The organism is uncultured Bradyrhizobium sp. (assembly GCF_964252615.1).
Classification (GTDB): domain Bacteria; phylum Pseudomonadota; class Alphaproteobacteria; order Rhizobiales; family Xanthobacteraceae; genus Bradyrhizobium.
On the sequence record NZ_CAXUNQ010000016.1, the window covers coordinates 76,803 to 88,041 of the forward strand.

Consider the following 11,239-nt stretch of genomic DNA (forward strand, 5'->3'; position numbering starts at 1 on the left):
GTTGTCAAACTGAACTGTGCGCACAGCCGATCAGAAGTTACGTTGCGCGCGAAGCTGCAGCGATACCGCGTCCTGGTCCTTGAATTCGTAGCGTGCGCCTTGCGCCGCGCCAGGCTCGACGACCAGTGCGCATCCCAATTGTGTGCCGGGGATGTACCAGAACCCGGCACCGTCAGCCGGGCAGATCCGCGCATATCCGACCGCCTTGACCGTGACCGGAAGATCCGCTGCTTGCGCGTCGGCAATGGCAAGAAGACTTGCAGCGGAGCGCAGGATCATGCCAATGACGACGTTCATGTAAATTTTCCGACTCCACGATACGCCGGTCAAGCTAGCATCTTACGCAGCGACCGGCCCGTTTCCGATGACGGCGCCGTGACGGAGCTGCGTTGTCGGCTTATGTATTTCGCGCAACGGATCGTGGAACGGTTCATCATCACTGCTCCGGCTTGACCCGCCAGCCATCAAAAGCAGCGCCGGAGCTGATCAGCAAATCCTCGATCGCGGCAGCGCACGCGTGAACTGCAGGACTGGGCGCAGCCCGAGAATGCTGTGTGCTCCTGCACAAAAAACCCCGGCAGTTTCCTGCCGGGGTCTGTTGGACAATGGCTCGACGATGCGATCAGAAGTTACGCTGAGCGCGGACGTTGAGCGAGTAGGCGTCCTGGTCCTTGAACTGATACACGGCGGCGGGTTTCGGCCCGTTCGCTGCGAAGGTTGCCAGACCGGAGAACTTCTGGTCGAGGTGGAACCACTGCACTTCCGCCGAGAACGTGAGGTTCTTGACAGGAGTCCAGCGGGTCACCACGCCGAGCTGCGATACGTTAAAGTCCGGATCGCAAGTTGCACCAGCAAGCGGAGTGATCGCGATTCTCGAGCAGATATTTGCCGTCTGGGTGTTGTCGTACCTGACGCTCGCATAGCTGCCGAAGAGGCTCGTTGACCAGTAGGGATCCCAATTATGGTTGAACGCACCGCGGACACCATAGGCTTCCGTCAGATGGATCGTTCCATCACCGCCTGCCGCGACGGAAAGGTAGGTACCGTCCGTCGTTGCGCCGAAGCCGATGCTGTCATAGCCGGCACTCGCACCAACACCGCTGGCCGCACCGTAGATCAGGAAGCTCGGCGAGGCCGCGCTGGTCGAGATCACATTCTTCGTATCGCCCTTTGACCAGCTCGCGTCGATCTTGATGTCATCGCCCGGACCGGTGGGGATGTTCTTGATCTGCAAGGCTGCCATCACCGAGCCGCCCCACTTGGTTTCCGGGTGACCGGTCAACTCAGCGCCGGCAGTGCCGGACGGTGCGAAGTAGGCTGCGCGAACCTCATGCAAGGCGCCTGAAATCTGGAACAGACCCCAAGCCTGATCGACACGGATGTTGCCGACGACGTCAGGAGCATACCAGCCCGCATAGCCCTGGGTACCTGCGCCGAACCCGCTGACGCCAGCAAGCGACGCGGTGCCTCCACCAAACGACGCACCGGCAGGAGTAAGTGCTAAGCCGGCGCCAAGATTGGCCAGGGTGGTACGGTTGAAGACCGTCGGATCATCAAGACCGATGGTGCCCGACACGCCGTTGCCGAACTGCGCGGTGTACTGGATGTTGTTCACGCCGGTGACGGTGTCATGACCGCCGAGCAAGAACGACGAGTTGTTGCCCGGATACCCATGCCACGGCGTCGCGTAAGCCGAAGCCGACTTACCGAAGGTGAAGCCTGCGAACTGGATGAACACGAACTCGACCGCGACATAGCCGCCGCCCGGATTGTTCAGCAGCGAACCGCTGATCCCGGTAGTCGCTCCAACGTTCAACGGAGTGCCGAGAGTCGTCGGGCTGGTGCTGCCGAAGTTGTTGAACTGGAAGTCACCCTGGGCGAACGTGCGAACAACGCCATACTCGGTGGCGGTACGGGTATCGACCGTCAGCGCCATACGGGAACGGGAGTTGATGTGATCAACGTACCGGTTGTTCTGGCCGAGATCACCAGCCCACGCTGGCTGGTCATAGATACCGCCATTGAACGTGGTATCGATGCGCAGATAGCCGCCGATCTTCATGCAGGTGTCGGTGCCCGGGATATACCAGAAACCAGCACCATAAAGGGAGCAGATCCTCACGTACTCGACCGCTTTGGCCTTGACGGGAAGATCAGCTGCCTGGGCTCCGCTCATGGCGATAAGACCCGCCGCTGAGCCGAGGATAAGGCTCTTAACCATCTTCATGTTAACCTCCAAGTTGCTCTGTTGGGAAGGTTCCGGATCCGCTGGGTGCGACACACCCTAAGGTTGGTTCCCTTAATCCCTTAAAAAACCGCCTAGTCGTTTCGCGTTCTTCGGACACACCCGCATCAACGCGAGGGACTTAAGCGAACCACTTAACGGGACGACCTCGGGATGCCCCCCTCCGTCGCCTGATCAACATCCCTGAACACCTCTGCACACGCAACAACAGAACGACGCAGAAGGGCCCGGTTTGAGCCGTTTTCAAAAAGGTGTTGCACAAATAACACGCAACCGTGATCAAGGTCTCCCTGTAACCGATTGATTGAATTATGAATTTAAAAAAGTTCCTTTATGGCGATGGATTAGCGCGTGGGCACTGCCTGTCCACGTCGATCCCAGCCGCGCCGTGTTTCCGCGCCGAATCGACCGTGGACGTCGGCGATTCTGTTATCTCACATGCGTTTTCGGAACTTGCCGCATCAACACAACTTTTCGACACGCGCCAAGCCAACATCAAAGGTTTATGAGGCGTTAAGCGATCTGCATCGCGCCTTGATACTCGCATGATGACGGCAACTGCGACGCGGACCGGTTCCATGTTCGCGCGCCGTTACGGCAGCCATTGTGGTTCCGTCTGATAGCGCCGTATTTGGCGCACCAGCGTAATGTGCCGTTCCTTCAACGTGTTTCCGGGCGGCAGGTCGCCGCCGGTCGGCAGACATCCGGCCTGCGACCCGGTCCTTGAACGAGAGGCCATCATGGGAATTTTCCGGCATCTCCCCGCTGCCCATCCTTTATATAACCAGCCGTTGCAGCGCTGGCCTCCGATCAGCCAAGAGACGCCTAGATCGGCAGCATTCTAGAATCTCATGTCCGCATCGCCGCCGACCTTGTCGATCGTGCCTCTGGGCAAGGACGCTTCGGTCAGCGCCGAGAGATACCGTGGGATCTGCCGCACCCGCCCCATCGGGATGAGCCTGCTCCGCGAGTGTGCTAATTCCTGCGCGGCGGGTGAAGAGCAGCGCGTGATCTCCTGATCGGCGCCGCCGGGCATGGGTGGAGAAGAATGGCCGGCGACCCGGCAACCCATCTCCTTGGAAACGAAGCGCGCAAACGACAATATCGCGCGCTCGGCGAGGCGACTCATGCTGCCGCTTCGTGAATCTCTTCAATACGCGCGGCCTGAACGGCGCCCGGTTCAGCCAGGGTTCGGATTTGCACGCCTGCGCCGAACGTCGCCGATATCTGGATCGCAAGCAGCGGCGGATAGATCGCCGTCTTGAGCGGATCATTCGTCGTGTCGCACAGATGATATCAGTTCATCCGCCGCCTAAAGTAGACCCGGCGGTCGGCCCGTTCCGGCCGATGCCTCCATTTGTCCATTTATGCTATTTCAGTCCTTCGCCGCTTGCGGTTAGCCACCGCGTCGGGCATATCCAGCCTACCGGAGCTGTGGCCGAGTGGCTGAAGGCGGCGGTTTGCTAAACCGTTATAGGGTTGTAAAGCCCTATCGAGGGTTCGAATCCCTCCGGCTCCGCCACCGTCATCGCTTGCGCTGCGAAGCGGCGCCGGCGGATGGCTCGAACTGAGCGAAACATTCCGTCGGCGATCTGTGCAAATCGCGATGCACCTTAGTGCGTCGTCATCCAGGCGCGGGCTTCGCGTTGCGCCGTGGCAATCTCGACGTCGGACATCATCTCGGCAACCTCGCGGCGCAGCGCAATCGCATCGACGCGGCCCTTGAGGGCAGCCAGATTGAACCATTTGTGCGCCGCCACCAGATCAACCACGCCCGAACGCCCGCTCGCATAGAGCATGCCGAGGTCGAACAGCACGTCGCCGTTCGCACCGGCTTCCACCGGCATCGCGGTATCCAGATTAAGGTGTCCCTGAAACATGTCATCGATCCTTTTTATTCTTGCCGCTCCCTTTTCCGGGCGCGGCTCCTGTCCACTTGTCGAACGTCCCGTTATCCCCACCGCGTTCTGCGCGGCTTGTTGGGATGATCATGACCGATCAAATTTGAAGAGCAGTTTAAGCATCGCGATGAATCGAATCTGAACGGGATCTGCACCGCGCTGATCGCAGCTTCGCAAAAACAGCGCGTTTGCTGGATTACCGCGGGATTTGCGGAATTCGATTTACCCTGCCGTTTGGCAAAGCGATAACCATTGCAGCAACGGCGCGAAGCATCGTGGGTCAGGACGTCGGAAATCCAGCAATCGCTAAGTGCAACACCGCTGGCGGCCCCCGGCTTGAAAGCGGTGAGCGGTCGAAATCGGCATGTCGAGGATTTTGAGAAGATCCGAACGCGGGCAATAGCGCGCCGGCGGGGAACGAGGGCGTCGGCGAACACGTCAGGACCAAATCTCACCTGAGGCTTTAGGCCGCCGGTGAAATTGCGGACCTCTGGATCCGCACCGATGAAGAAAACTTCTTTCTTCTGCCGGGCGGTTTTCGTCGGGGCTAACCCTGTCGAAAGTGCGGCCCAACCGTTTGACCTGATGTCTCGCCGACACCCTCTTTCGTCGACCAGAGCCGCCGGTTTTAAATTCGCTTCGAGAAGCAAACCGTCCTGACGGCTCTCGCGACGTCGCCGGCATCAGACCGCCGGCAATTCTTTTTCAGGCAAGATTACTTCTTCTTCTTTTTGTAGACCTTCTTCGCAGTCTTCTTCACTGCGCTCTTCGCCTTCTTTGCCTTCTTAGCTTTCTTGGCCATGTTGCCCTCCTATTGGTAGTGAGATGGCTTAGTCGCTGCGTGCATTCGGGAATCGATATGCACTGCATCCCGAATACACCAACACATTAGAAAAAACAGCGTCTCGCTTAAGGAAGTGTTGACGCAGCAACGTCGGCACGCGCCGCACGCGCTCAACGACAACATGACAATGTACGCTAGCGGCGATGCGAATAGTGCGCGAAAATCATACATCGGCAAATGTCAAGATTGCCGAAAGCCCCTGCGCCGCAGATGTTTTATTAATTCGTTCATAACGCGCTCCACGCGTCGCAGACGCCGTCGCGACTCGTCGCGGCCTATCGAACGCGGCTCGCGTGGACTCTGAGTCGCGGTTTTTGGCAACGAATAAATTTTCAGCGAAAGGCGCTTCGCATCTCATCACCGCTCGCCAAAACCGGATTTTTGCGCGAATCGCCGCCGACCGATTCGCGGGGCGCGCGTTCTCTCTCGCGATGCATCGCCCGGCGTTGCGAACGGCCGATGCGTGCTTACGCGATATTCAGAACCCAAGTTTCGATTTCAGCAGATCGTTCACCGCCTGTGGGTTGGCCTTGCCGCCGGACGATTTCATGACCTGGCCGACAAACCAGCCGACGAGTTGCGGCTTGATCCGCGCCTGCGCGACCTTGTCGGGATGTGCGGCGATGATCTCGTCGACCGCCGTTTCGATCGCACCGAGGTCAGTGACCTGCTTCATGCCGCGGGCTTCAACCAGCGCGCGGGGATCGCCGCCTTCCCGCCAGACGATCTCGAACAGGTCCTTGGCGATCTTGCCGGAGATGGTGCCCTCGCCGATCAGATCGACGATGTCGGCAAGTTGTGCCGATGACACCGGCGACGCGGCGATGATCCGGCCTTCCTTGTTGAGCCGGCCGAACAGTTCGTTGATGACCCAATTGGCGGCTAGCTTGCCGTCGCGGGTCCGGTCCGCCAGCTTTGCCAGCACGGCCTCGTAAAAATCCGCGCTCTCCTGCTCGCCGACCAGCACGCTCGCATCGTACAAGGTGAGGCCGAAGTCGCCGATGAAGCGCTGCTTTTTCTGATCCGGCAATTCCGGCAGTTCGGCTTTCAAGGCGTCGACAAAGCTTTGCGTGAACTCGAGCGGCAACAGGTCCGGATCGGGGAAATAGCGATAATCGTGCGCCTCTTCCTTCGAGCGCATCGACCGGGTTTCGCCCCTGGCGGGATCGAACAACCGGGTTTCCTGGTCGATCGAACCGCCGTCTTCCAGAACGCCGATCTGGCGCCGCGCTTCGTAGTCGATAGCCTGACCAATGAAGCGGATCGAATTGACGTTCTTGATCTCGCATCGGGTGCCCAGCGGATCGCCGGGCTTTCGCACCGACACATTGACGTCGGCACGCAGGCTGCCTTTCTCCATGTCGCCGTCGCAGGTGCCGAGATAGCGCAGGATCGCCCGCAATTTTGTCACATAGGCCCGTGCCTGCTCGGACGAGCGCATGTCGGGCTTAGAGACGATCTCCATCAACGCGACGCCGGAGCGGTTGAGATCGACCAGCGACATCGCCGGATCCTGGTCATGCAGCGATTTGCCGGCATCCTGTTCCAGATGCAGCCGCTCGATACCGACACGGATGCTCTCGCCGCCTTCGAGATCCACGATGACCTCGCCCTCGCCCACGATCGGCGATTTGTACTGGCTGATCTGGTAGCCCTGCGGCAAATCGGGATAGAAATAGTTCTTGCGGTCGAATACCGAACGCAAGTTGATCTGTGCTTTGAGGCCGAGGCCGGTGCGCACTGCCTGGCGGACGCAGACCTCATTGATCACCGGCAGCATGCCCGGCATCGCCGCATCGACCAGCGAGACATGGCTGTTGGGATCGCCGCCGAATTGGGTCGAGGCGCCTGAGAATAATTTGGAATTGGACGTGACCTGGGCGTGGACCTCCAGCCCGATCACCATTTCCCAGTCGCCGGTGGCGCCCTTTATGAGTTTCGCGTTTGCCGTACTCATGTTTGCTCACCTTGGAGAAATGCAGCAGTGATCCGTCCCCACTCGGCCTCGACCGGACCGCTGGCGACGGGCCTGCCGGCCCGGCGATACCAGTAGCCGGCATTGCCGAGATCGCCTTCGGCACGATGCAGATAGGCATGCACCCATGCGGCCTCCGCACCCTCCTCGTCCTGGACGATCGCGTGCGCTTTGCCCCAGTCACCCTTGGCGGCCCACCACAATGCAGCAAGCGGCGGCGCAACGCCGGGCGCGGGTGCCGGGCCTGAAAGGCTGGATTTGAAGTCGGCCATGATCATGGAGAAGGTTCGTTCAGCGGCGAGCGCCTGAATAAGCCTTTCGCGCCCGGTTTCCAAGAGCACCCGGCGGCGGATTACAGGCTAATTCGGTGCCGACCCCGGCATCGCATCGAACATCAGCGTGAACCAGGTGCCCTGGCCGCGCAGGCTCTCGGCGCGGAAGACGACGTTCTGGGCGTTTTCCCGCAGCGTCTGCAGGATCAGCGCCCCGAGCTTTCGCGGCGACGGCCATTCCTGACTTTCGCCGAGGCCCACGCCATCGTCGGATACGACTACCGATACGCGACCGTTCTCGCATTTGCAGATCAGCTTCAACAGACCGGTACTGCGTCCGACAAAGGCATACTTCAGTGCGTTGGTGAGCATTTCGTTGACCAACAGCCCGGCGGGCATCGCAACATTGATCGACAGCGGGCAGTAGCCGACCTGGAGATCGATCGCTACCCCGGGCATCGCGCTGGCCTGCACCACCGCGGTGGCGATATCGGACAGATATTGGCCGAGATCGATGTCTGCCGACGTGTTTTCCGCCGACAATATCCGGTACAACACCGCCAGCGCGTCGATGCGGCTTGCCAGCCGGCCCAGCGCCACCGACTCGCCCTCCACCGCCGACCGCGCTTCGAGACGCACCAGCGCGGTGACCAGCTGCAGGTTGTTCTTTACCCGGTGCTGCAGTTCGCGCATCAGCATGTCGCGATCGCGAATCTGGTTCTCGAACTGCTCGATCTGCGCCCGCTCCCGGCCGCCAACGTCGACCAGCGCCGCGATCCGGAAATTCTCGATACCGTCGTCGCTCTCGATCACCGAGGCGTAGGCTTGCACGATGACGAGACGGTCAACCGGCTGCGCGGGTCGGAACACGCCGATGAAATCCTCGCCGTCGCGGATCGCTTCGCCGAGAGTTTGGCTTGCATTGTCTTCGTTGAGAAAGCCGTCCAGACAGAGCCAGCTCTGGCCATCCACGTCGGCATGCGCGAGCGACAGCAATCCCTCGAACGCCTTGTTGGCGTAGACGACCTGCTGCTCCGCGCCGGAACCGCGCGATACCGCGACCGCAACCGGCGCGTGGTCGAGCAGATGTTTGTATTTGTCGTTCTCGATCGCCATGGCGAGCTTGGACGATGCCAGAATCTGATCGACCTGGTGGGAGGACGGAATGCCGTCGTCACCGCTCATACTCATGAAATCCCCCGTGATTCGAGCATGGCGAAGCGGCGCGGAAAACGCAATGCAAAAGCAGCCGCGGTCGAATGGAACTTCATGCCCACCATTTTGGCGGCGTGAACCGCCCCGCCGCTTGTTCGATCACCTCAGCCAGCGAGAACAACGTCTGCTCGTCGAACGGCCGCCCGATCAGTTGCAGCCCGAGCGGCAGGCCTTGAACGTCTCTGCCCGCGGGAACGGCGATTCCCGGCAGCCCCGCCATGTTCACGGTCACGGTGAAAATGTCGTTGAGATACATCTCCACCGGATCGGCGCCGCCCTTTTCGCCGATGCCGAATGCCGCCGACGGGGTCGCCGGGGTCAATATCGCGTGCACGCCCCGAGCAAAACAGTCCTCAAAATCCTTCTTGATCAGGGTGCGCACTTTCTGCGCGCGCAAATAATAGGCGTCATAATAGCCGGCCGAGAGCACATAGGTGCCGATCATGATGCGGCGGCGGACCTCCACGCCAAAACCCTCCGCGCGGGTCTTTTCATACATGTCGATGATGTTGCGCCCGGGCACGCGCAGGCCGTAGCGGACGCCGTCATAGCGGGCCAGATTCGACGATGCCTCGGCAGGTGCGACGATATAGTAGGCAGGCAGCGCGTACTTGGTGTGCGGCAGCGACACCTCGACCAGTTCCGCGCCCGCCGCTTTCAGCCAGTCGGCGCCCTGGCTCCACAGCTTTTCAATTTCATCGGGCATGCCGTCGAGGCGGTATTCCTTTGGAATTCCGATTTTCATGCCCCTGACGGATTTTCCGATCGCGGCTTCAAAGTCCGGCACCGCGCGATCGACCGACGTGGTGTCTTTTGGGTCGTGCCCGGCCATCGAGCGCATCAGGATCGAGGTGTCGCGCACCGTGCGGGCGAACGGTCCGGCTTGATCGAGCGAGGACGCGAACGCGACAATCCCCCAGCGCGAACAGCGACCGTATGTCGGCTTCATGCCGACGATGCCGGTAAACCCAGCAGGCTGGCGAATCGAACCGCCGGTATCGGTTCCGGTCGCGCCGAGGCACAATCGCGCCGCCACCGCCGACGCCGATCCGCCGGACGAACCGCCCGGCACCAGGCTGGTGTGCGAGCCGTCGCGGCGCCACGGATTGACGACCGGACCGAAACACGAGGTCTCGTTCGATGAGCCCATGGCGAACTCGTCATTGTTGAGCTTGCCGAGCAGCACGGCGCCGTCGCGCCATAGCTGCGAGGTTACCGTTGATTCATAAGACGGCACGAAATTGCCGAGAATTTTTGAGCACGCGGTGGTGCGCACGTCCTTGGTAGCGAACAGGTCCTTGATCCCCAACGGGATGCCGCCCAGCGGCCCGCCTTCGCCCCTGGCGATCCTGACGTCAGCCTCGCGCGCCATGGTCCGGGCCAGATCCGGCGTCTCCAGCACGAACGCGTTGAGCGCGCGCGCCGCTTCGATCGCCGTGATGTACGCGTTCGTCAGCTCAGACGACGTGAACGATCTTGCCGCGAGGCCGTCACGGGCCTCGGCGAGGGTCAGCGAAGTCAGATCCGTCATTTATTGACCGGGCTGCAGAAGAATGGCGACAGTGTCTTGTCGTTGGCCGGGTCGTCGCCGACCATCCTGTTTTTCGCTTTATCTGCGGCTTCAAGCTGATCAAGCACGACATCCATCGCCTTGCCGGGATCGGCGACCTTGCCCTGACGCTCCATCGCGTCGAGATAATTCATGTAGGCCTGATAAGCCTTTTCATCGTCGCAAAGCATGCACATGGGCGATTCCGCCTCACTATCCGGATTAATTATTCGACGACTTTGGGCACCAGAAAGAAATGATCTTCAGTAGCCGGCGCGTTCTTGACCACTTCCTCGGCGATGCCGCCGTCATCGACGACATCGGCGCGCTTCTTCATCTCCATCGGGGTCACCGAGGTCATCGGCTCGACGCCCTCGACGTTCACCTCCGACAACTGCTCGACGAACGCCAGCATCGCATTCAGTTCGCCTTGCAGGTGAGGAACCTCGTCCTCGGCAACGGCGATCCGCGCAAGATGCGCGATACGGCGAACGGTGGCGGCATCGACGGACATGACATGAGCCTCTGGCGGCAATCAGCCCGCCGTATAGCAGATGCAGCTTTCACGCCGCAACCGCGCGATCATGTCGCAAGTTCGCCTAGCCCGGATTCACGCATCTCGTCCTACGCGGGCGCGGCCCGCATATCCATCCATCTTCGCAAAAGTCCGTGCGAGGGGGAAGGTTGCCGGGTCAGGCCCTACTGGATGCACACATCCCGAACGTTACGCTTACCCTTGTCGAGGCGCGGGAAGTCGATCCTCCGGACGATGTCACGCCGGTGCATTGGCGCGGCCGCTACAGGATGCGATCGACCCGCAAGACCAGCCCGCGCTGGAAGCAATCTGCCAAAGCCTTCAGGGCAAGACCGACAAGCAGAAAAATCCGCATCCCAAAGGATCGCTGGCTTACGCCAGTTGGGTCTGCGCCCGCCTTGGCGGCTGGACAGGGTACTATGGCAAACCCGGACCTGTCGTGATGATGCACGGACTGCAGTCCCTCAATGCCATGCTCCGCGGCTGGAAACTCAGAACAGATGTGTGAATCCAGTAGGGTCAAGCCCGGCCATGACGACCTCCCCGTGTCCCGGGCGCGATGCGGCATTCTTCATGCCGCTTCGCAGAACCGGGACCCCGGTTCCTTTGCAGCCGCAACAACCGAAACCCCGGTTTCTTCGCGTCGCAAACAACCGGGACCCCGGCTCTGCAGCGCACCGCTCCGCAAGGGCTGCGCGCTGCG

The 11,239-nt window shown here is 60.7% G+C and carries 14 protein-coding genes and 1 tRNA gene; 4 read left to right on the plus strand and 11 right to left on the minus strand.

Annotated elements, in window-relative coordinates; genetic code table 11:
• Positions 1 to 30 precede the first annotated feature (30 nt).
• Positions 31 to 297, minus strand: a complete 267-nt coding sequence (locus ACFE72_RS11285; protein WP_375413177.1) for a porin — start codon at positions 295 to 297, stop codon at positions 31 to 33.
• 325 nt (positions 298 to 622) lie between these two features.
• Entirely contained in the window at positions 623 to 2,227 is a 1,605-nt protein-coding gene (locus ACFE72_RS11290; RefSeq protein ID WP_375413178.1) for a porin, read from the minus strand.
• A gap of 329 nt (positions 2,228 to 2,556) precedes the next feature.
• On the opposite strand from ACFE72_RS11290, the gene ACFE72_RS11295 reads away from it, so the two are divergent.
• On the plus strand, positions 2,557 to 2,754 hold the full coding sequence (locus tag ACFE72_RS11295; protein WP_375413179.1) for a hypothetical protein: 198 nt from the start codon (positions 2,557 to 2,559) through the stop codon (positions 2,752 to 2,754).
• Positions 2,755 to 3,086: 332 nt separating this feature from the next.
• Here the strand turns inward: ACFE72_RS11295 and ACFE72_RS11300 are convergent, their stop codons facing one another.
• Entirely contained in the window at positions 3,087 to 3,374 is a 288-nt protein-coding gene (locus ACFE72_RS11300) for a hypothetical protein (RefSeq protein WP_375413180.1), read from the minus strand.
• Positions 3,375 to 3,385: 11 nt separating this feature from the next.
• Between ACFE72_RS11300 and ACFE72_RS11305 the strand changes: the two genes are divergently transcribed.
• The gene (locus ACFE72_RS11305) at positions 3,386 to 3,712 is read left to right on the plus strand and encodes a hypothetical protein (RefSeq protein ID WP_375413181.1); all 327 of its coding nucleotides are present in this window, start codon (positions 3,386 to 3,388) and stop codon (positions 3,710 to 3,712) included.
• Positions 3,674 to 3,767: transfer RNA gene (locus ACFE72_RS11310), tRNA-Ser, on the plus strand. The genes ACFE72_RS11305 and ACFE72_RS11310 overlap by 39 nt, the downstream gene beginning before the upstream one ends.
• Positions 3,768 to 3,858: 91 nt before the next feature.
• Here the strand turns inward: ACFE72_RS11310 and ACFE72_RS11315 are convergent.
• The 8 genes from ACFE72_RS11315 to gatC all read right to left on the minus strand — a co-directional run bounded on the left by ACFE72_RS11315 (position 3,859) and on the right by gatC (position 10,515).
• Complete coding sequence (locus ACFE72_RS11315) at positions 3,859 to 4,125, minus strand: hypothetical protein (RefSeq protein ID WP_375413182.1); 267 nt, start codon at positions 4,123 to 4,125, stop codon at positions 3,859 to 3,861.
• Positions 4,126 to 4,196: 71 nt separating this feature from the next.
• Positions 4,197 to 4,796: a hypothetical protein gene (locus ACFE72_RS11320; RefSeq protein WP_375413183.1), complete on the minus strand. Its 600-nt coding sequence runs from the start codon at positions 4,794 to 4,796 to the stop codon at positions 4,197 to 4,199.
• A 672-nt stretch (positions 4,797 to 5,468) separates the two neighbouring features.
• Positions 5,469 to 6,947: an Asp-tRNA(Asn)/Glu-tRNA(Gln) amidotransferase subunit GatB gene (gatB, locus tag ACFE72_RS11325; RefSeq protein WP_375413184.1), complete on the minus strand. Its 1,479-nt coding sequence runs from the start codon at positions 6,945 to 6,947 to the stop codon at positions 5,469 to 5,471.
• Positions 6,944 to 7,243 carry a hypothetical protein gene (locus ACFE72_RS11330; RefSeq protein ID WP_375413185.1) on the minus strand — a complete coding sequence of 100 codons (300 nt, stop codon included), beginning with the start codon at positions 7,241 to 7,243 and terminating at the stop codon, positions 6,944 to 6,946. Before ACFE72_RS11330 ends, gatB begins: the two co-directional genes overlap by 4 nt.
• 81 nt (positions 7,244 to 7,324) lie before the next feature.
• A complete protein-coding gene (locus ACFE72_RS11335) occupies positions 7,325 to 8,422 on the minus strand; it encodes a histidine kinase dimerization/phosphoacceptor domain -containing protein (RefSeq protein WP_375413186.1) in 1,098 nt (365 codons plus the stop codon).
• An 82-nt stretch (positions 8,423 to 8,504) separates the two neighbouring features.
• Positions 8,505 to 9,983, minus strand: a complete 1,479-nt coding sequence (gene gatA / locus ACFE72_RS11340) for an Asp-tRNA(Asn)/Glu-tRNA(Gln) amidotransferase subunit GatA (RefSeq protein ID WP_375413187.1) — start codon at positions 9,981 to 9,983, stop codon at positions 8,505 to 8,507.
• Entirely contained in the window at positions 9,980 to 10,198 is a 219-nt protein-coding gene (locus tag ACFE72_RS11345; RefSeq protein WP_375413188.1) for a hypothetical protein, read from the minus strand. The genes gatA and ACFE72_RS11345 overlap by 4 nt, the downstream gene beginning before the upstream one ends.
• Positions 10,199 to 10,227: 29 nt before the next feature.
• Positions 10,228 to 10,515, minus strand: a complete 288-nt coding sequence (gene gatC / locus ACFE72_RS11350) for an Asp-tRNA(Asn)/Glu-tRNA(Gln) amidotransferase subunit GatC (RefSeq protein ID WP_375413189.1) — start codon at positions 10,513 to 10,515, stop codon at positions 10,228 to 10,230.
• Between the two features lie 271 nt (positions 10,516 to 10,786).
• Here gatC and ACFE72_RS11355 point away from each other — a divergent pair, with 271 nt between their 5' ends.
• On the plus strand, positions 10,787 to 11,044 hold the full coding sequence (locus ACFE72_RS11355) for a hypothetical protein (RefSeq protein ID WP_375413190.1): 258 nt from the start codon (positions 10,787 to 10,789) through the stop codon (positions 11,042 to 11,044).
• The last annotated feature ends 195 nt before the right edge of the window (positions 11,045 to 11,239 follow it).

What these genes read in the sequence shown, in the direction of transcription:
- ACFE72_RS11300 (WP_375413180.1), bottom strand. Translation starts at nt 3,374, where the DNA reads ATGAGTCGCCTCGCCGAGCGCGCGATATTGTCGTTTGCGCGCTTCGTT.
- ACFE72_RS11335 (WP_375413186.1), bottom strand. Translation starts at nt 8,422, where the DNA reads ATGAGCGGTGACGACGGCATTCCGTCCTCCCACCAGGTCGATCAGATT.
- ACFE72_RS11330 (WP_375413185.1), bottom strand. Translation starts at nt 7,243, where the DNA reads ATGATCATGGCCGACTTCAAATCCAGCCTTTCAGGCCCGGCACCCGCG.
- ACFE72_RS11290 (WP_375413178.1), bottom strand. Translation starts at nt 2,227, where the DNA reads ATGAAGATGGTTAAGAGCCTTATCCTCGGCTCAGCGGCGGGTCTTATC.
- ACFE72_RS11285 (WP_375413177.1), bottom strand. Translation starts at nt 297, where the DNA reads ATGAACGTCGTCATTGGCATGATCCTGCGCTCCGCTGCAAGTCTTCTT.
- ACFE72_RS11345 (WP_375413188.1), bottom strand. Translation starts at nt 10,198, where the DNA reads ATGTGCATGCTTTGCGACGATGAAAAGGCTTATCAGGCCTACATGAAT.
- ACFE72_RS11295 (WP_375413179.1), top strand. Translation starts at nt 2,557, where the DNA reads ATGAATTTAAAAAAGTTCCTTTATGGCGATGGATTAGCGCGTGGGCAC.
- gatB (WP_375413184.1), bottom strand. Translation starts at nt 6,947, where the DNA reads ATGAGTACGGCAAACGCGAAACTCATAAAGGGCGCCACCGGCGACTGG.
- gatC (WP_375413189.1), bottom strand. Translation starts at nt 10,515, where the DNA reads ATGTCCGTCGATGCCGCCACCGTTCGCCGTATCGCGCATCTTGCGCGG.
- gatA (WP_375413187.1), bottom strand. Translation starts at nt 9,983, where the DNA reads ATGACGGATCTGACTTCGCTGACCCTCGCCGAGGCCCGTGACGGCCTC.
- ACFE72_RS11315 (WP_375413182.1), bottom strand. Translation starts at nt 4,125, where the DNA reads ATGTTTCAGGGACACCTTAATCTGGATACCGCGATGCCGGTGGAAGCC.